This window comes from Pseudofrankia asymbiotica (genome assembly GCF_001983105.1).
Taxonomy (GTDB): Bacteria; Actinomycetota; Actinomycetes; order Frankiales; family Frankiaceae; genus Pseudofrankia; species Pseudofrankia asymbiotica.
This window is the reverse complement of sequence record NZ_MOMC01000059.1, coordinates 68524-89203: the sequence shown is the minus strand read 5'-3', so window position 1 is coordinate 89203 and position 20680 is coordinate 68524. Positions and strand designations below refer to the sequence as shown.

Here is a 20680-nt window from a genome sequence, read left to right as displayed (position 1 = left end):
GCAACGGGTAGACCCGCCCACGCCGGCAACGATGATCAGGTATCGCCGCCAGCCGATCCCAGATCACCCCACGCGACACACCGCCGGCTCCCACCACCCCGGCCGCGGCGCGCGACAATACGCCCACAGGCACGCCGCACTCCAGACCACGCAGACATCAGACATCTCCGTGATCTACAAGCGGCGTGCCTGCCCTTTTACGAACGACACGTGGCCAGGCCGTGTCCACCCCCACGAACCAGCCGCTACCCACCCGGCCTCCACCAATCCGACCGAACCGGCCTACCAGTCAAACCGCGAGCGTGCCGGAACCTTGGTTGCGTACCACCGCCGATGCTGTCAGCGCGTCCTCATCGCRCAGACGGCTCACCACAGCAGTCTCCGGGATCGCTGGTCGTTCCTGYGGCGACCCAGGAGGGGCCGAGCGTGGCGCCCATGACGTCGAGGATGGCCGCGCGTCCGGTGACGACTGGCTCCCGGGGCTGGACGTTGAAACGAACGGCACTTGGCGACCCTGCCAGTGGCCGACGGTCAGCGTGAATGCGGGAAGGGATACGAGGCGGCGACGTGTCTCCGCGACGGCTGCATCGAGGTCTGCGTGGTTGATCTCGCGGGTGAAGGCAAGTCGCTGCGGCGTGAGATGCAGCCTGTYGGCCGGGACTCGCGCTGCGGAGCGCCTATGCGCGGCGTGTTCGAGGCCTTCGGGATGATCGGGTCATGGAACCTGGTGAGGTGTGGGGTTACCGGGCCCGCCGTGTCGACCGGCTTGTCCCGGTGCGGGTGGTCCGCCACGGCGCCAACAGGCCCGCACGGGTCCTGGTCCGGTTCGAGGACCCTGCCATGGAGGGTAAAGAGGACTGGGTACCGCCCACCCGGTTGAAGGTTCTCTGGGATGCGGTGGAGACGTTCGAGGCCCGTGAGGCGACCTGGGACGCGCTCTACGCGCTCTCGCCCGACGACGACGTGGCCGAGACATGGGCCGCCAACGACGTGTTCGAAACGACCCTGATCGGTGAGGAGATCGCGTCGCTTCACTGGAAGTATTTCTACCTGGAGATCAGCGACCTGCCCGCGTTGGCTGCGAAGTCGGGCCTTACGATCGAGGACTTCACCGGTGACCCGGTCGGGTTCGAGGATGGCGGCAAATTGGTCGTCTCCTGGCCGGTCGCGCTGCGGACCGCGCAGGCGCTCGCGCGCCGAGATCCGCGCAGCATTCTGGCCTTGGTCGACAAAGAAGAACGCGAGTACCAGCATGGGGCCATCCACGGCTACTACAGCTCCGGTAGCCGGCCGGTCTGGTTCGAGCCGGAGTGGGTTCGCGAGAGCGACAGCGAGAGTTATCGCCGGCCGAAACGTGAGCTCCTGCGGGTCTGGTGTGGTGCTACGGCGAGTGCGCGGTGGGACGAGCTTGAGGAGCTGCGTAAGGAGATCAAGAGGGCCGGCGACGTCGCCGAGCGCGCGATCGAGACGCTGCGCGCGGCCGGGCGGAAGTCGGTGGCCGACCGGCTCGCCCGCGAACTCGGCCAGACGGTCGAGATGCTCCGCGCCGACCCATCGAACCGGTAGGAGGAGATCACCAGCGGTGGGGGCTGTCGAGTGGGGAGTAGGCGGACATGCCCTTGGGCATGAACGGGTCCAGCTTCGCTGGGGGTACCTCGTCCGGCGTCAGGTAGCTCAGCTGTCCGGCCACGAGGAGGGGATCGAGGCGGTCGGCTTCCTGTCGGATCCATCCGGCCCAGCCGAGCGCGGCCCTACACTCGGCTTCGATGTGCAAGGTCGTAGCCCGGGCGGTGATGGCGTCGGCGTAAGCGCGTAGGTCCCGAGCGTGTGCCTGGGCCTGGAGCTGGTCGGCGAGCCGACCGCGGTTGAGCTCCACGACGTACGCCTCGCGTGCCTCCTGGACGGCCTGTTCCCACCGTTCGCGGCGTTCGATCCTTGCCCGTTCGGCGTGGGCGCGGGCCGCGATACGCCCATCGGCGATCGACTCGGCGGTCATGAGCAGTGACGACAGCTGGCTGTCGAGGGTCCAGCGTTTCCGGTCGGCCCAGCGCCGCTCACTGGGCAGCGTCATGACGAGGCGGCCTGACCAGTCGAGCACTGTGGTGGGGCTGGCACGTTGCCAGTCGTACTTTAACCGGGCGAGGTCCTCGTCAGCTATCCGGGTGATTTTGTCCTTCTTCTCGTTGACCGTGACCTCGATCGTCTCGCCGCGGATGACCAGCTCGAAACTCGGCCCGTCGTCTCGCGGCCGGGTCTCGTGGCCGCGGCGGGCGCATTCGCCGACGAGCGCCTGCACTAGGCGCAGCGCCCGGTCCCGCGTCTTTTCGGAGACGTCCAGGAGCTGCGGGTGCGCGGCCAGGTGCGCCAACAGCGGGAGACCGGGGTCGATGGTGTCCGGGACCGGGATAGGCGCAGGGGGTGGCGGGCCGGGATCCGGCTTGTCGATCAGCTCGATCACCAGGTCGCCTCGGTCGCGGCCCCGGTAGGTGAGCCGTTTTCTGTCGGGCACCTCGTCTGGAGGAATCGACGCGAGCGCGCGCCGGTAGGCCGCGCGGACCGTCGCGTGCGGGTTCTCGATCCGCAGCACTCCGCCGGCCTTGAGCACCCGGTCCATCACGGTCGTCCCTGAGGTTTCCGGATCGTCTGTCGACGGTGCCGGAACGGGCGCGGCCGTCGTCCTGTCCGCAGTTGGACGGGACGGCGATGTCCTGACCTCCGGCGTCGTCCTGACCTCCGGCGTCCCGGCTGTCCCGGCCGACGTACCACCGGCAAGCAACAACCTTCCGGCCTCGGTGATCGTCGCGCTCCATGCCGCTCCATGGCCACGGACCTGGACCAAACCGCGGGACGCCAACGCCTTGGCGGTCACACGGTGGCTGAAATCAGGCCATGCACGCTCAGGCGTCCCGTCCCCGATCCATTTGAGAATTTCACGCTGCCTATCGCTAAGCCTGGCCACATGTCTGTATGTCACGCGGCCGTTCGGGAGGGCGGCAGCCGGAGACTGTGTCGCCAACAATCTGTTCCGCTTCCAGCGGTGACCGACCACAGATCGACGATGCCCCAAGTGGAGTCCGTGCCCGCCAGCTACCTCACCACGCGGCCACGGCCTGTGCCGACGGCTACTGCGGCAGGAACGGTGATGGAGCGCCCGTCCAGAGCACTACGAGGGCGTCTCGGGCTCGAGAAGCTGCCACATAGAGGAGGAAGCGTTCGCGGGTCTCGCGGTCGGCGCGTTCGTCGGGGGTTTCGTCGGCGAGGGCTTGGGCCGAGGGGACGGCGTTTCGGTCGACGCCGAACAGGATGACGCGGCTGAACTCCAAGCCCTTGGCGCGATGCATGGTCATCAGCCGTGGAGCGTCGGCGCGGCCGGGGTCCTGGGTGGCGACGACTTGGACGGGGATCCCACGGTCCCGCAGGCCTTGCGCAACAGTGTCGCGCTGGGCGGCGCTGCGGGTGAGAATGCCGAGACTTCCCGGCTCGACAGCCAGCGCCTTGCCGTCCCTCTTCGCGGCGCGCGCGCTGTCGTCGGCGTTCTTGGTCGGGGGGATCAGCCAGGCACGCAGGGTGTCGGCGGCGGCGTCGAGTTCCTCGGTCAGGCCGGAGCAGGGGTGCAGAGCCGGGGCAGGGCCGTTCATCGCGGAGCGGTAGCCGGCGACGCTGTCGGTCTCGTCGTCGAGGTCGGTGACGGGGGTGTCGGCGAGAATGCCGACGGCGAAGCGCAGGTTCTGGGCGGTCGTGCGGTAGTTGAGGGTGAGCCGGCGGCTTCGGCCGCGGATGTGGATGCCATAGCGGGAGAGGACGACCTTCTCGCCGTAGATGCGCTGGTGGGAGTCCTCGGCGATGAACAGGTCGTTCGGGCCCTCGGCGGCGAGCGCCCGCAGCAGCCGCCAGTGGCCGGGGTGCAGGTCCTGGGCCTCGTCGACGACGACGTAGTCGGCCGGGCGGCGCCCGTCGGCGGCCTCCGTGGCGTCGGCGCAGCGGGCGGCCAGGACGGCGATCTCGGCGAAGCTGGCCTTCTGGTCGAGCGCGAGCTGGCGGCGGTACTTCTCGACGGCGTCCCAGATCGACATCCGTTGGGCTCGGGAGAGCCGGGTGCCGCGGCCGGGGCGGGGGGCGCGCAGGTAGTCGGCGCGGGTGGTCAGGTCGCGGGCGAGGATGACCATCCGGTATTCACTGATGAGGAAGCTGGGCCTGGCCACGTCTCCGGTCAGGCCCGTCGCCCGGGCGGCGTCGGCCCAGGCGGCGCGCTCCTCGCGGTCGGCCAAGGGCCCGGGCACCGTGCCAGCGGCGAGGAGGTCGCCGCCGGCCTTCGCGCGGATCTCCGCCGGGGTGGAGCCGACGATCTCCAGCGCTAGCTGGTCGATTCCCCGGACGGTGATGCCCGGCTGCCCGAGCCGGACCTGCGGGATCGACGGGTCGAGCATCCGCAGGTCGCGGGCGAGGTTGTCGGCGAGGTTGCGGGTGAAGGTGGTGAGCACGATCCGCGCGTCGTTCTTGTGGAACGTCAGGTGTCGGGCGCGATGGAGCGCGACGACGGTCTTCCCGGTGCCCGCGCCGCCGGTCAGCCGGTAGGCGCCGTTGGTGTCGAGGTGGACGTAGTGGCGCTGCTCGGGGTGAAGGAACACCCGCCAGTCGGCGAATGTGCCATCAAGAACGCGGCGCAGCTCGTTGTCGGTCTCGATCCGGACGAAGTCCATAAGCGTGCCGGGCTGAGCGAGCGCCGCCTCGACCTCGGCGTCGCTCGCCGGCGTCAGGCCCTGCTCGGGCACCAACTCCGGCTTGGTATCCATCGTGGTCGACTCGGCGCCCGCCGACGAGGCTGCGGCCGCGTCGGCCGCGGTCGGCGCCTTCTGCGCCGGCCGCAGCTGGGCGAGCACGTCGGCGACTGAGGCACCGGTCGCCAGGGCGAGCAGCGCGTCACCTTGCCAGGACGGCAGCCGCTCGTCACCGGCGACCGCGATGAGCGCGTCCTCGTCGACGCAGGAGAGCGCCCGGGCCGTCAGGCTCGTCGATAGGCCGATCGCTTCGAGATCCGCGCTGGTGAACCGGGCCAGCGGCGGGCTGACCTCCGGCGCCACCTCCGCGGCCGTGACCGAGCCGGACTCGCTGGCCGAGGTCGCGGCGGCCCCGGCCTCACCGGGGTATGCCGCTGAGACGGCCGGGGCTGGCGGAACCCAATGCGCCGGGGTGTCCTCCAGCACCTCCAGCACGCCCGTCACCGGATTGGTGGTGAGAACGAGCCGTTCGGCGAGCGCGTTGGCCTCGTCGTGCTTGGCGACGGCAGCGAGCACGAAGTGCGGCTCGGGCTGCTGGGCGACCAGGAACATGACGGCGCGGAAGTTGTCGTTGACCCGGCCGGTACGGACCCGCGGGTCGCGCGAGCCCTTGATCGGCTCGATGTGCAGCCCCGGGCTCGTCGGGTCGGTCATCAGCTTGGTGAGGAAGTCCCAGGCCCGTTGCTTGAGCGACCCGTCGATGTCGAGTCGCTTACGGAACTGTCGAGACATCGTGATGTTGCTCATCGAGCCTCAGACTCCGTCCGTGTCCGCTGCCGTCAGCAGCTCTACCAGTCGGTCCAGGTCGGGCCCGACGACCCGCCATCCGCCGCCCGCGAGCGTCGCCATGTCGGCCTCGTCCGGAGTGACCAGGACCGCGATGTGCGCGGCCGCCCAGGCCAGGTCGATGGGGTAGCCGTCGTCAGTCTCGTAGCCCTGCTCGGGCAGCGGCACGCCCGCGGCGGCCAGGCCGGCGAGCAGGGCGCGTTCCGTGTCGTCCGCGGCCGCCTTGACGAGCGCCTGCCACGGTGCTGGGAGCGTCGAGACGGCGGCAGCCGTGTCGCGGACGTCGCCAGGCGCCGTGACTGGCTGGATGCCTGTCTCGTCCGCGGTGGTCGCCGCCAGGGTTTGTCCCAGGGCCTGGGACAGGGCGACCGGCCGGGCGATCCGAGGGCTCGCGTGGCCGAGGACGTTGGACAGCGCCAGCCAGTGTCGCCAGGCGGCGGTCCCGTCGACGGTGGCGAGCGTGTCGTCGCGATCGTCGACAACGAGGACCGCCCCTGGGTCCAGGGGCTTCGCCGCCCGGGCGGCGGTGGCGACCGCGAGCGGCCCGTGGCGCCAGCACCAGCTGCGGAGCTGGTCCCCGATGCCGGCCGGTTCGGTGGTCGCGGCGGGCGAGGTGGCGCCCAGTGCCTCGGCAGCGAGGCGGTCAAGGGCGGAGCGCGTGCCGATGGGCTTGGGCTTGCCGTCGACGAGGGCGAACGGGAGGCCGTCGGCGAGCTTGCGCCAGGCTTCGGGCCGGGGGTCCATGACCCAGTGGATGAGCTGGGTAACGGCGTCGGCGGTGGCGAGCCCGTCGGAGACGGAGCCGGCGGGGATGGACTGCTGGCGCAGCTTAACGAGCCGGTCACGGACCTTGCCGGTGTACCAGCCAGCGCCGGCGGGGGTCGCCTGCTCGCCGCGGGCGATCGCCTCGAAGGTGGCGACGTCGTCGTCGGTGACCGCCCAGACGACATTGCCGGCCTCGCGCAGCACGGCCCGTTTCGCGGCGTCGTCCGCGATCCGGTTGTGCGCCGGGGTGGCGTGCCAGAAACGGCCGTCCGTGAAGACGTAGACGCGCGGGATTGCCGGGTCCTCGCAGAGCAGCTCGAAGTCGGGCCGGCAGCCGTGGACGAGGACCTGCGGGCGCAGCGTCCAGCGGCGGTGCACCTGCCCTGGCACGCCGAAGCGCACCTCGGTGCCGACGAGGTGCGGGATCTCCTGGACGGACGCGCCGCGGGCCTTCAGCGCTTCGGTGAACGTCCGGCGGAACCGTAGCTCGAGGGCGCTGTCGAGCGACGGCATCGGGATGTCCGCGATCGACCGCAGATCTTCGGGGTTCCAGCCCCGCCCGACCGACGGCTCCGCTCCGACGCCAGCGCCAGCGCCGCTGGGCGCGAGGCCGAGCAGGTCGGTGAGCATCTGCTCGGCGCGGGCCCGGGAGGTGCGGGCGACCAGGGCGGTGAACGGGAGCAGGCATTGAGGGCAGGCCAGCACACCCTCGTCCTGGCACGAGCAGGATGCGACGACGTTCAGYGCGGCGGTGAGGACGTCCCGGACCCGGCCGGGCCGGGCCAGGTCGGCCAGGTAGCCCGTGCCGCCGGGTACCCGGTCGTGTAGCAGCAGCGCGGTGCGGTCCTGACCGTCGACCGGCAGGTGCGTCTCGATGAGGGCCAAGTGGTCGGGGGTGCCACCGAGCACTTCGCGCAGGCCGAGGAGCAGGGCGGCGCTGAACGACGGGACGGCGAAGTGGTCGAGGGTGAAGTGCGGCGGAAGCAGCATCCGCACGGCCTGGGTCCGCAGCGTGCGGCCCAGCGCCAGCTCTGCCCACGGGACGACGATCGCGGTCCGGTGCTGGCACCAGGCCCGGTGCCGGGCGCCCTGCGGGTCGCGCACGCCGGGCTGGGCGGCGGGGACGACCCCGCAGCCAGGGCAGACGGTGAACAGCGGCGCGCGGACCTCAGTGCCGGCGAGCAGGCGGGGTGCGCCCTGCTCGACGGCGCGGCCGACGTTGACCCAGCGGACGTCAAGCTGACGGACGTACTCGGCGCCGAACGGGTAGTCCCGCAGCTGCCAGGCGCCGGAGATCTGGTCGGCGTCGATGTCAGCGGCTCCGACGACGGCGAACGTCATCCGGTCGCGCTCGTCGCGGGCGTCGGAGATCGCCGCCGCGTCGCGGGAGACCTGCGCGGAGACCCGTTCCAGCGGCAGCACGGCCAGCGCCTGACCGGTGTCGGCGACGGCGGTGTCGCCGCAGCGCGGACACGACGCGGGCGGCGGCGGCTCCGGGCCTTCGGAGCGGCGGGAGACGGCCGACCAGCCGCAGGCGGCGCACAGTCGCCAGGTCTGCAGCAGCGCGTCCAGGTCGCGGCCGACGTCGACGGCGTCGATGCGCACCGCCAGCCCCTGGGCGTAGAAGGTGGAGCCCGGTGCCCATTCGGTGAGGGCGATCGCGCTGCCGCGCTGGTAGGCGCGGGCCTCCTCGCGGTACTCGGCGGTCTCGTGGTCGACCCAGCGCAGCGTGACGTCGAGCGTGACGGTGTCATCGAGCAGCGTGTAGTTCGGCAGCACGCCGCGTTCCTCCAGCGCGGCGACCCAGAACTGGGTGGCCAGCTCAGCGCGACGCCGCGCGAGGAACCTAGCCTCGGCCTTGGCCATCCGGGCGGCGAGCCGGTCGTCGTCGGTGGCGGTCGGCTGGTCGGCGGCGGCGGCGAGGCCGGGGATCTGGTCGGTCAGGGTGCTGTGCCGGTGGCCGAGGTCGTCGACCTCCCGGCGGTAGTCGATAACGGCGCGGCGCAGCAGCTGGCCCAGGCCCGACTCGCCCGCGCCGCCCGGGCTCGCGTCCGCGCCGGCCCAGCGGCGCAGATGCTCGGCGGTGTCGGGACGGACGGTGTCGCCGAACAGGGCCAGGAACTCGGCGGTGTAGACGTCGGCGTGGGCGGCCGCGTCGCCGAGCAGGTCGCCGAGCCACGTGCCCGGCCCGGTGCCGAGGTCCGGGAACACGCCAGCGGCGTTGCGCGGGCTCGGCACCCCGGCCCGGGCCCTCCGGTCGACGAGCCAGGCGACGTACTGGCGCTGCAGGATCTCGATCGCGTCCAGGTAGGTCGCCGGCGGGCGGACCTCGCCGTCGAGCAGCGCGAGCGGATCGGCGAGCAGCGGCGCGTTCCGCGACCGGCCCGGCACATAGGCAAGGACCAGCGCGTTGCCGGTGAGCCGCCCGGCCCGGCCGACCCGCTGCAGGTAGGACGCGACCGACCGCGGCAGCGACCCGAGCAGCACCGTCGACAGGTCGCCGATGTCGATGCCGAGCTCCAGCGTCGGCGTCGCGGTCAGCACGTTCGGCACCGCAGGGCCGGTCCCGTCCCGGAACGCGGTCTCCACCTCCAGGCGCATCTTGTCGGGCAGCAGGGAGGTGTGCTCGTGGGCGACGACCCGGCGCATGTCCCCACTGCGGTACAGCGCCCGGTAGTAGTCGTCACCGCGCGGCGCCCTGCGCAGCGTGCCCGGGCAGAACTGCCGCAGGCACACAGCCCCGGCCAGGTCCTCCACGGTCTGGCGCCGCCCGGGGGTCAGCGTCTGGCAGACATCGCAGCGCAGCGCCAGCGACCCGTCGGCCAGCCCGTTCGCGTCGGTGGCGGCCAGCATGACCCGTTCGGGGTCGAGCGCGAACACCGTCGCGCCCGCCTTGGTCCGCCGGGTGCGCAGCCAGCCGACGGCGGCGGCCTCCTCCAGCAGCGCCCGGGTGACCAGCCCGCCGTCCCGGCTCGTCAGCCGCAGCTGCCGCCCTGACCAGCGGGCATACCAGGACCGGGTGCCGGTGACGACGTCCAGGTTGTCGGCGCGGGTGCCCGTCGTCGGGAACGCCGGCGCGGGCCGGCCCGGTGGGAAGGCCGGCAGGCCCTCGTTGCGGGCGTCGCCCCGCCCGCCGGAGATGAACCAGCGGTTGCCGTCGTCGTCGATGTAGCGGTCCAACCAGTGGTGCGCGATCCCGCCGCGGGTACGGACTCGTTCCAGCACGCCACGCACCCAGCCGGCCAGGCGCGCGTCGTCGAGCCCGGCGCCGAGCGCCTCGTCGACGTCCTGGGACAACGAGTGCTGCTCGCGGGCCTTCGTCAGTGCCCGGCGCCCGACGCGGCGCAGCGCCAACGGCGAGTCAGTGTCGACCTCGGCGACGACGGCCCCGGTCAGCTCCAGGGTGCGGCCGGTGCGGGCGTTCAGGCCGAACTCCAGCGCCGCGTCGAACGCGAGGCGCCGCTCCACCGTCCGCCGCGCGCTCGTCCGCTCCGGGCCGGAGCCCGACGGGTCCCAGTACCGCTGGAACGCGGCCCAGTCCGCGACTGCCGGCGGCACCAGCCGGTAGCGGCGCACCGGGTCGTCGCCGGCCCGGGCCATCGCCTCCCGAGGCAGGTCCGCAAGCGCGAGCGGGCCGGCCGCGTCGACCGCGGCGGACAGCGCGGCGCGCAGCGACAGGGCGTGCGAGCGGGCCTGCACGAACCCGGCCATGTAGGCCGCGTCCTGCACGCTGTCGGTGAACAGCAGGCTCTTCTTCTCCGCGCCGTCCAGGTGCGCCGAGCCGAACAGCGCYGACAGCGTCACCGACGTCAGCGTCGACACCCCGGAGCCGAGGAACCGGATCCCGTCCGGCTGCCGGCACGACGGGCAGGTCTGGTCGCGGGCCGCCGCGTCGTCGTCCCAGTCGACGAGCACCGGGATCTGGGTCGTCTCATCCGCCCCGCCACCGTCGGCCGCCGCCGGCTGGGCGACGAGCGCCAGGCTCGTCAGGTCCAGCCACAGCAGCCCTTCGACGGCCGCGCCGTCGCCGCCCGCGGACGCCCCGCCCGCGCCTGTGACGCCACTCGCCCGGCCGTTGCCGGTCACGGCGCCGGCGAGCATGGCGGCCTCTCCGGGCGCGTGTAGCAAAGCGCGGAACCGCTGGTCACGCTCCCGAGAGGCCCGACGCACCGAGGTGTCCGCCGCCTCGACGGCGCGACCCATCACGGTGCGGACCGCGCCCCAGCCGGACCGGCCGCAGTGCCGGCAGTACAGCGCCGGCAGGTGCAGGTCGGTGTCGGTGTGCGCGCCGTCGTCCGACCAGCGGAACGCCGGCGCCGCCGACACCCGCCGGTCGACCCGGGTCACCTCCCGTACCCACAGCTGCGTGTCCACGCCTAGCAGCCGCCGGCCCGTCTCCGGGTCGGCATCCGCCCGCGCGGCCGAGAGCAGGCCGAGGAACGCCTCGACGACCAGCACCCCGTCGGCACGGCCCGGGCTCGCGTCGTCCGGCAGCACTACCTCGGCCAGCGTCCGCAGCGGGGACGGGCTCAGCGCCGCTGGCAGCAACCGCTCGGTCAGTGGATGGGCCGCGAGCAGCGCCGCCAGCCGGCCACGGCCACGCAGCCGGCGGATGTCCGCCGCCGACAGGCCCGCGCCGTCGCTCTCCCGGGCGAACAACGCCCCCAGCAGCGCGTGCGCCACCTCGTCCGGGCCGCCACCCTCCGCCGCGCGGACCGCTCCCGCCAGCAGCGCCGCGCTCGTGACCGGCCGGGCGACGTAGCCCGACACCGGCGCGGCCGTGGCCACACGCCACTCGTCGGGCGTCATCCGCTCTTCGACGACGACCGCGTCCTCGTCGAACGGGCAGCCGAACACCGTGCGGGCGAACTCGCGCATCTCGGCGAACGACTCGGCGGTGCCGCCGCCGAGGGTCGCCGACGTCGCGACCGGGACGACGTCACCCAGCGGGGCGCCGTCGCGGGCCACGCCCAGCATCGAGCCGAGCCGGCGCAGCAGCATCGCCACGTCGGTGCCCTGCGCGCCGTCGTAGGTGTGAAACTCGTCGAGGACCAGGTAGGTCAGCGACTGCTCGGCGCCCGCCCACAGGCCGCGGTCGTCGGCGCGCAGGAGCAGCTGGTCGAGCATCTTGTAGTTCGTCAGCAGGAGGTCCGGCGGGTCCGAGCGCAATACTTCCCGCGACGTGATCAGGCCGGTCGCGGAGACCTTGGTGCGCTGGGCCTTGTCCTCGCCGGTGTAGAGGCCGGCGGTCAGGCCTGACAGGCGTGGGTCGGAGGTCAGCAGCTTCGCGATGCGGCCCGCCTGGTCGTTGGCCAGCGCGTTCATCGGGTACAGCAGCAGCGCCTTCAGGCCACGCCGGCCCGCCTGGCGTTCGCGCAACGCGTGGTCGAGGACCGGGTACAGGAACGACTCGGTCTTACCGGAGCCGGTGCCGGTCGTCACCAGCGTCGGACGCGGGCGGTCGTGCTTCGACGAGAGTCGCTCCCAGGCGGTGGCCTGGTGAACGTAGGGGGCGAAGTCCTCCGGCCACCAGTCAAGCGCGACTGTCCACGCGCCGTCTGCCGGGCGGAACGGTAAGCGCAGCCGGGCGTACGGGCCGCGGAAGATGCCGAGGTTCGGGTCGGTGAGGAAGTCCGTCAGCGCGGCCCGCACGTCGTCATCGGTTAGCGCGAACGTCGTCGACAGGTAGTCGGTAAGTGCCCGCCGCAGATCCGCCGCCTGCAACGACGGCAACAACGGCCCACTCACGCCGAAACCCGCCCCGCCGGGTCTGTCTCCTCGGCCGAGCCTGCGGCGCCGGGAGCCACACCTGCGGCCGAGGCTGCGGCTTGGCGCTTGGCCGCGATCCGCGAGAAGTGCTCATGCGCCACCCGCAGATACCGCTCCCGATCCACCGTGGAGAACGGCCCCACGTACGTCCGGTCCAGCCCCTGGAGGGTGTGCACCTTCCGCCCGAGCGAGACCTGCTTGTCGAGTTCTCTGGCCACGTTGCTGGGCAACTGGCGCCCGAAGCCGTCAAAGCGTGCGCGGCGTTCGGCGTCACGCAGAGCCGGGAACTGCGTGCGGTACACGCTGACCAACTCGTCGGCGGTCAGCCCCACCATGATGGCGACGATTGCGTCGATCTCAACCGAGGCCTGCCATCGGTCGGCCGCTCGGCGCAATGCTATGGCAAGGGTCCAGTGCGGAGTGACCTTCCCGATCTCCAACCGATCTCGATACTCCACCCCAGCACCCGRCACCCACCTCCCGGCCTTCCACTCCTCCGAGTAAAGATCCTCCCACAGCTGGGCATGCGGCCGGACCAGACAATTTAGTCGGAGGGTCCGCAGGAGTAGTTCCGGCTCGAGTGGGTGACCGCGTACGTGGGGTAGCCGTCGGACGAACGAGTGCTTCAACTCGGTCGAGTTGCTCGCCTTCACCAGAAAATCCGCGATGAGCGACGCCCACGTCCCTGCCGCGACAACGAGGTCCGCAGGATCGCAGACCGTGAGGCTCAGAACTGTCGCGACAAAGGTCGGTCCAGGCGGCACAAGCGCGGCATGGAAACTGCGGACGGTCGCCGGGTCGGCCATACGCCTCCATGCGATCCGGAAGTCGTCGCAGCTTGGGTGACCGTTCCAGTGCGGGTAGGCTGACCTGTACTCCTCGAGCGGCTTCGCCCGCTGGTAGCCGGTGCGCGGGACGAAGTCTTCTGCGATTTCTTCGAGATCGATTACTTCGTAATCTGCCTGGTTTCTGGCTGTTGGGTTCACCTGTTGGAAGACCGGCGCCGCGAAAGTCAGGTGTGGTCCTTGGAGAATCGCGTCCGCCCAGGTCAATGGCACCGCTGACCGTCGCTCGTACCATCCGAGCCGCAGGTCGCCAGGTTCCTCCCAGCCTCGCGTCCATGAGATCTCCAGTTCGCCAAACCGGGGAGCCTCTGCAAGTTTACCCAGGACGGCCGCGGCCGAACGCGTGACCGGAAACAACATGCGGGCGCGGTTGTATGGAGTCCCAGGCTCGTCTAGGAGGGCTGACCACTCGCGCAGCATTGCTGGATCAACTTTGGCGATGCGGGCTCGATGCGGGCGCGTGTCCCAGTGGCCGTTGTCGTCCCTGACTCCAGGCTCAGGCCCGGAGCCATCATGTACGAGCGAGCGCGCGATGACCTCGGGCTGATATATCCAACCCGCGTGCAGAAACKAGATGCTGCGCGGCGAACCATAGACGTGTATTCCGAATCCACGCTTGTCGCTGATCTCACGGAAGAGATACATGTTGTTCTTGAAACCCCAGTGGCGGCGCAAGCGCTGGTAGGCCTCCTGGCGTAGTTCTGCGGCCCGCACCTCGGTAAAGTGGGACTCGGGATGGATCAGCGAAACGACCCCGGTGCCRGCAGAGGCACGCCACGTACGGTCCATGAAGCACCTATAGAGGTCAGGCTGGAGGCCGTGCAGCAACGGGCGGTCGACGGCGCTTCCGAGGTGCGCGGATACGCCAGCCTGGCCCGCGCGTTCGTCCAGATACCACGCCAAGGCGCCACTCATGGCGAAGGAATTTTGGCGGCGCTTCGCCTTCTCCGCTTCGGACGCCTTGATCTCAAGCGCCCACCACGGATCGTATTCAGCGATCGCGCCAACGTCGTCCCAGTCGGGGCGGACCCAGGGTGGGTTTCCGACCTGGAGGTGGAAGCCGCCCTTGGTGAAGACTTGGGAGAACTCGAGTTCCCAGTGGAAGAAGCCCTGGGCTTCAGCAATCTGGTTGGCGATCTTCAGCCAGGGGTGGCGGGTGAGGGCCTGGTCTACGGGGAGGGCGCCAGCGAAGCCGAGGTCGAGCTCCTCGGCGTCGTCGAGGGCGCTCCAGGTGTGTTCGGCGGTGAGGGCCCTCTGGCCACCCTTTTCGGCTCTGGTACCTCTGCCGTCAAGAATGGCGGCGGCCCCGACACCGAGCAGGGCTTCCATCCCAGCGAGCCAGTCGTCCCAGTCGGGTGGGGCGATGTCGGTGGTCAGCGGCCAGGACCACAGCGCGCACCAGGCGTCCATGGCGCGGCGCAGCCGCCGATAGGCGCTGCCCTCGTCCCGCAGCACCTTCTCGACCTGCTCGCGGCTGACCGACGCGCCGGTGGCTTCTTCTTGGTCGGCGGCGTCCCGCCGGGACCGGGTGCCCGGCTCGTCCGTCGGCATCTCGAAGCCCCACACATCGGCCTCACGCCGGATCCCGACCTCGGCCAGCTCGATGCGCCGACGGGCGAGCGCCCACAGGTCCTCGACGCGGGTCGCGAGCCTCGCGAGCCGCTTCGCGGCGTTCGCGTCCGGGCTGCCGAGCACGCCGGAGCGCCACTTCCGCAGTTTCTCGCGCTTGTCTGGGGCGTAGGTCTTGGCCTCGGCCGTGTCGACGACGGCGCCCCAGCCGGCGGCGGGCAGCAGGAAGTGGTGGATGCCGGCGCCGACGGACGGGACGAAGTCCGGCGTGGCGGGGTCGTGCAGGCCGACGTCCTTCGGGACGGTCGTCAGCCACGCCTTCTTCTTCAGCAGGCTCGGGTCGTAGACGGCACGGCGGGCGCCGATAAGGCTGTTGCCCCGGCGCAGATGCAGCCCGAACCATGGCGCGGCGAGTCCGGCCTGCATGGTGTCCAGCCACAGCGACACCTCGGCGAGCTCGACCGCGGTCGCGTTCAGGTCTACTCCGTAGACCTGATGTAGTGCCAGATAGGCTTTCACCCGCTGCAGCTCGGCCGGGTAGTCCTCCGCGGGGATGCGTTCGCCGCGTTCGTCCTGGGCGCGGCGCAGGTACTCGGCGGCGAGCTGGCGGACCGCTTCGATGGCGAACGCGCCGGACCCGAGCGCCGGCTCGCAGATCGTCATCGTCAGGATGTCGGCGGCGCGGGTCGTCGTCCCGTCCTGGTCGAGCAGCTCGGCGAGCGCGTGGTGCACGACCGACCGGGTCAGCGACTCCGGCGTGTAGAAAGACGCCGACTGCTGGCGTTCCCGGCCGGCGAGCCGGAAGACGAACGAGCCCTTGCGGTGCAGCACCGGCTTGGGCTCGCCGGTCTCCGGGTCCTTCTCCAGGACCAGCGTGTCGGCCGGGACGTCGTGGACCCGCTCGGCCGGCAGCAGCCAGGTACCGCCGGACGGGTCGCCGCCCTTCGCGACCTCGTACAGGTCGGTGTCGGCGATCATGCCGGACCAGGACATCAGGCCCTCGTAGACCGCGCCGAGCTGGTTGATCCCCAGCTCGCCGTAGGAGATGAAGCCGCGGTCGGCGCCCTTCTTCTCCGGGGTGAGCAGCAGGTGGCGCAGCACCTGCTGCAGCGCCTCGTTGCCGAGCCCGACCTCGTYGATCAGTGCGGTCGCCGCCGGCGCGAACAGGTCGGAGCGCAGCGCCTGGAACACCAGCCGGTCCCCACGCACCGTCGGGTCGTCCTGGCCGGCGTCGTCCTCCGCATCCGCGGGCTCGGCGTCGCCGGCGCCGCCCGCGCCCGGTTCCGCGGAACCGTCGATCTTCGCGTTCCGTGGAACGCGCGCGCCGCCGTCACCGGCACCCGCGCCGTCGCCGTCGGAGCCCGCACCGCCCGGTTCCGCGGAACCATCACGCGGGTCGTAGCCCGCCTCGACGAGGCGGAACAGCAGGGCGAGCGAGGAGTAGAGGTGGGTGCCGCGCCGGGCGCGCTCGCCGGACAGGTCGGTGAGGATCAGGTCGCGCAGCCGGTCGAGGCCGTAGCCGGCCTGGTACTCGGGCGCCTGGACCGGCAGCACCTCCAGCTGCGGCGACGCCTCCGCATACAGCAGGAACAGGATCCGGTAGAGGAACCGCAGCGACTGGCGGGCCAGGCCCTGGCCGAGCCCGGATACGTCGAGCACCGGCAGCCCGGCCGCGGCCCGCCGGTTCACCACGTCGTTCGCGATGATCGAGATTGACAGCCGCACGCCCCTGCGCAGGTCGGCGGAGACGCCGACGGTGTGCTGGACGGACTTCTCCAACAGAGTGAGCCACGGGGTCTGGCCGTCGTCGGCGGGCAGTAGCAGGTCCGGGCCGAGTATCGCGGCGGCGTGCTCCAGCTCGCCGGCCCGTTTCGTGTCGCGCCGGTCGACAACGACGCCGAGGTCGACGGCCAGCCAGCGGCCCTCCGGCCAGCGGCTCCGCTCGGCGAGCAGCACCCACCGGCCGGCCTGGACGAGCACCAGCGGCGGCGCGTCGTCGGTGAGGAACACGGTGGAGACCGTCTTCGCCAGCCCGGGCAGCGGCTTGCCGTCGACCAGCGCCGGGTCGAGCAGCACGCCGGTGGCCGGGTCGAGCAGCTCCTCGACGGCGCGGACCGGCTTCGCCTCCAGGATCAGCAGCGCCGTCCCGGTCGGCGTTGGATGGACGACCGCGGCGGGCAGCCGGACCTCGTCGCCGGAGCGGTCCGACTCCCAGGCGGTGACGTCCCGGTCGAGCAGCAGCGCGCGGCGGACCTGGCGGTGCAGGTCGTGGACCGCGTCGACCGTCGGCTGCTCACCCAGGCCGCCGAACTGGCGGGCCAGCGCCGTGGCCGCGTCCCGCAGCGCCGAGCGGGCCGTCGGGTGGTTCTCGCCCTCGGTCTCGTCCCAGCGGTCGCGCAGCGCCAGCACCTCGGCGAGGAACGTGCCGCTGCGGGTGTCCGACGTCAGGTAGTGCTCGGAGATCCACGACTCGCCGACGACGACGGCGTCAAAGCTCGGCATCAGCTCTGCCCTTCCTGCGCCGGCCCGTGCCCTGCGTTCGCGGGGATGACGACGGCGAGCGGGCGCAGCAGCCGCTGGCTCGCCTTCAGCGACAGGGCGATCTCCTCCTCCAGGCTGACGCGCTTCGCCAGCCGCCGGACCTTCGCCCTGGCCGCACCGGTCAGGCTGATCTCCAGCTGTCTCGCTTGGTCGCGCCAGCGCAGCTGCCGCGACGACCAGGCCTCCAGCCGGCGTGCCAGGTCGGCGTGCTGGGTCTCCTCGGCGAGGGTGAGGACGGCCGCGGCCGCGTCGATCGCGGCGGGGACCAGCGCCGTCAGCGCGTCGGTGACGACCGCCGCACCTGGGTTTACCGGGTTCGGGTCCATCAGGCCGGTGCCGGTGAACAGCTCCAGGCCGTCGACGACATCCGCGACCGGCAGGTCCGCGCGGCCGGTGGGGAACTCGACGGACACCATCTGCCGGGTGACGACCTGGCCCCGCTGGTTCATCAGCGTCGCCAGTACCAGCACCCTGGGCGCGTCGACCGGGCCCCGGACCAGCGGCACCTCACCCCGGCCCATCGCGGCGAGCACCTTGTCCGCCGCCCAGTCGAGCACCGGGTGCAGCGGGGACAGGAAATGCGCCTCCGGCCAGGTCGAGCCGTGCGCCGGCAGCACCTCCCGGACGCTGACCGCGCCGTCGCCCTTGCGGGCCACGGCCGCGCCGCCCTTGCCGCCCTTCGGCACGGCCGTTGTCCTGGCCGGGCGGCGGACGCTCGGGGCGAGGCCTTCCCGGGCGGAGCGCAGGCTGTCGAGCGCGACCTCGGGCGCGGTGGCGAGCAGCAGCTGCTCGCGCACGCCGCGCTCTGCGACGTAGGACGCGGGCAGTGCGTCGAGGCGAACCCGCAGGTCCCGCGGCGGGGCGAGCGAGACCAGCGCCCGGCCCTGGTGGACCGTCCAGCCGACGCCGCCGCTGCCCGTGGGCGCACCCCGGTCCTCGTTCGGCGGCCGGGCCGGCTGCTCGTAGACCTCGGCGAGCGCCTCCTCCAGGAAGGCGACGTCGTTCGGGTACAGCGACTCCCGGCGGCGCTGGGTGGGCGGCGGTGGCAGGGCGGCGTTCGCGGCGGCGGTGACGAAGTCGATGTCGAACGCCGGGTCGCCGCCGGCGGCCGGTTCGTCGTCGTCCTCGTCGTCGAACATCGACATCAGCTCGCCGTCGTCACTGGTGGCATCGCCGCGCGCGTCGGTGTGGCCGCCGGCGGGAGCAGCGAGGGCAGCCGCCGGGTCAGGGACGACCTCGTCGAGGTCGCGGCGGCGGGCCAGCGCCACGCGGATCGCGTTCTCCTCGGCTTTCTCCGAGTGCAGGTGCATCAGGGTGGCCGCGTCGCCGAGCGTGGTGTGCGCGAGGTGCTCCTTCTCCAGGAGGCGCTGCAGCACGCGGATGTCGCCGCTGAAGTGCTCGTCGGACGGGGTGAGCGCGAGCGCGGCGATCTGGGGCGGGTGCTGCTGGCCGTAACGGTCGATCCGGCCGTTACGTTGCTCGATCCGGATCAGCGACCATGGGATGTCGACGTGCACCAGGTGATGGCACTGGGCGTGCAGGTTGACGCCCTCGCTGGCGACGTCGCCGGTGACCAGGATCCGGACCGGGCTCGCGGCCGTCTTGAAGTCGTCGACGATGCGTTCCTGCTCGACGTCCGGCAGCGCGCCGTGCATCACGGCGACCTGGTCGCGGGTCAGGCCGAGGCGGGCCGGGAGCTCGTCGGCGAGCCAGCCGAGGGTGGCGACCCGTTCGGCGAACAGCACCGCCCGCTTCGGCGAGCGCGGACCCACCCCGGCGTTGGCCAGGTACGTCGCCAGTGCCGTCAGCTTGCCGTTCGTCTTCGTTCTCGCCGGGGTCAGCGCGTCCTGGGCGAGGTCGCGCAGCCGTTCGAGCGCCTGGCGTTCCCGCTCGGTGTCGCGGTCCGTCAGCGCGTTGATCCGCTTGAGCCGGCTCTCCGCCGTCTCCAGCAGCGCCGCCGGGGAGGAGAGGAACGCCTTCGCCAGCGTCCACGGGAACAGTGCCGAACCCTTGCCCGAGATCGGGGCCTTCGCGCCGCCGCGCGGGTAGAGCCAGGTCTCGGACAGCTCGGTGGCGATCGCGTCCTCGGCCGCCGACGGCGGAACCGGGATGATGACGGGCTCCGGCCTCGGCGCCCAGTCGGCGCCGACCTCGGCCGCGACCTCCGGGGAGTTGCGGTGCCGGCGGACGAACAGCCGGGTCACGTCGGCGACGTCGTACTCGCCGTCCGGGCCGACCGCCGTCGGGTCCAGCAGCCGCAGCAGCTCGGCGAACGACTCCTTCTTGCCGTTGTGCGGCGTCGCCGACGCGAGGATCAGCGCCTCCGCGTTCGGCGCCAGCACCCTGGCCAGCTCGTTGTTCAGCGTCCCGATGTTCGTCAGGTTGTGGGACTCGTCGATGACGACGACGTCCCAGCGGTGCTTCTCCAGGAACGACCGGTACCGCGGCGACTTGAGCGTGTCGATCGAGACGATGATCCGCCGGTAGAACGTGAACGGGTTCCGGTTCGCGGGCAGCTTCTGTCGCACCCGCTGCAGCCCGTCCGAGTCCAGCCGCACCAGCGGCAGCCCGAACCGGCACCACAGCTCATGCTGCATCTGCTCCAGCACATGGCGCGGGGTGACCACCAGGACCCGGTCGGCCCGGCCCCGCCGCGTCAGCTCGGCGAGCAGCATCCCGATCTCGAGCGTCTTCCCGAGGCCGACCGCGTCCGCGATCAGCACCCGCGGGCGCAGGTTCTCCGGCGCGAGCGCATGCGCCACCGCGCGCCGCTGGTACTGCAGCTTGTTGACCAGCATCCCGTCCGACACCGTCAATGACGGTTCCCCGAACGGCATCGGCGTCCGCCGTAGCGTCGCCTCCAGCCACAGCCGCGTCTGTCGATGCCTCGGCGACGGGTCCGGCCGCAGCCGGGCCTTCCGCGGGTCCAGCAGCGTGACGTCGCGGTCCAGCGCGGTGAAGAAGGTGGCCGTGGTCTCCCGCACCAGCTCGCTCAGCCCGACGACATCCAGCCGCCAGTCGCCGTCGCCACCGCCCGCCCGCTCCGCGGCCGTGACCAGCCACTCCTCATCCCGAGCGATCACTACCGACCCAGGCGCAAACGCAACCATGCCAGCCATCCCCCCGACTCGCGCCCCCGCGGCGGCGAAGCCGCCCATACCGCCAGCGAGATGACATTACTTACACCTGCTGCGCCACCTTCACAATCCCCCCTGCGACATATCAATCAGACAGCTTTCGGCCATAGCACCCGGCGCCCAGTCGCCAGCGGGTGCCCCTGTGGCTCCGACTCGGCTGACAGGGCAACCCGCCCAGCACTGTCACCACGGCCTTCTGATCGTCCGCCGGGCGCGGGCTCGGCCCACTGCCGACGTCTTGGCATCGAAGGCCCACGCCCTCGCCGCAACCAGCCCCTGCACACTCGCCTCGGCATGTGCCGACCGCCCAGCGAGCCCAGCGGGTTCGAGCCCAGGTCGCGGGTCCCCAACCAATGATCACACTGTCGGGTACTCCGTCGCGCCCACTTGGGGGCCTCGCGCGCCATCACGGTCTGTAGTGGGGCAAAGTGCGGTTCACGGCCCGACGGTTCCATTGGAGCCGAGCGGGCGACAAGGCGCATCGGGAGGG

General features: G+C 71.8%; 6 protein-coding genes. 1 reads left to right on the top strand and 5 read right to left on the bottom strand.

The features are described 5' to 3' along the window. Window positions 1-717: 717 nt before the first annotated feature. On the top strand, window positions 718-1566 hold the full coding sequence (locus BL253_RS27885) for a hypothetical protein (RefSeq protein ID WP_076820272.1): 849 nt from the start codon (window positions 718-720) through the stop codon (window positions 1564-1566). Window positions 1567-1573: 7 nt separating this feature from the next. Here the strand turns inward: BL253_RS27885 and BL253_RS27880 are convergent, their stop codons facing one another. From BL253_RS27880 to BL253_RS27860, 5 genes are all read right to left on the bottom strand, one after another. Then, a complete protein-coding gene (locus tag BL253_RS27880; RefSeq protein ID WP_076820271.1) occupies window positions 1574-2614 on the bottom strand; it encodes a hypothetical protein in 1041 nt (346 codons plus the stop codon). Window positions 2615-3122: 508 nt separating this feature from the next. Continuing rightward, complete coding sequence (locus BL253_RS27875) at window positions 3123-5525, bottom strand: UvrD-helicase domain-containing protein (protein WP_076820270.1); 2403 nt, start codon at window positions 5523-5525, stop codon at window positions 3123-3125. Window positions 5526-5531: 6 nt separating this feature from the next. Further along, window positions 5532-12077: a DEAD/DEAH box helicase gene (locus BL253_RS27870; protein WP_076820269.1), complete on the bottom strand. Its 6546-nt coding sequence runs from the start codon at window positions 12075-12077 to the stop codon at window positions 5532-5534. Then, window positions 12074-17014, bottom strand: coding sequence for a restriction endonuclease subunit M (locus tag BL253_RS44095; protein ID WP_081438758.1), 4941 nt, complete (start codon window positions 17012-17014; stop codon window positions 12074-12076). The genes BL253_RS27870 and BL253_RS44095 overlap by 4 nt, the downstream gene beginning before the upstream one ends. Further along, a complete protein-coding gene (locus BL253_RS27860) occupies window positions 17014-20163 on the bottom strand; it encodes a helicase-related protein (protein ID WP_076820282.1) in 3150 nt (1049 codons plus the stop codon). Before BL253_RS27860 ends, BL253_RS44095 begins: the two co-directional genes overlap by 1 nt. Window positions 20164-20680: the final 517 nt, after the last annotated feature.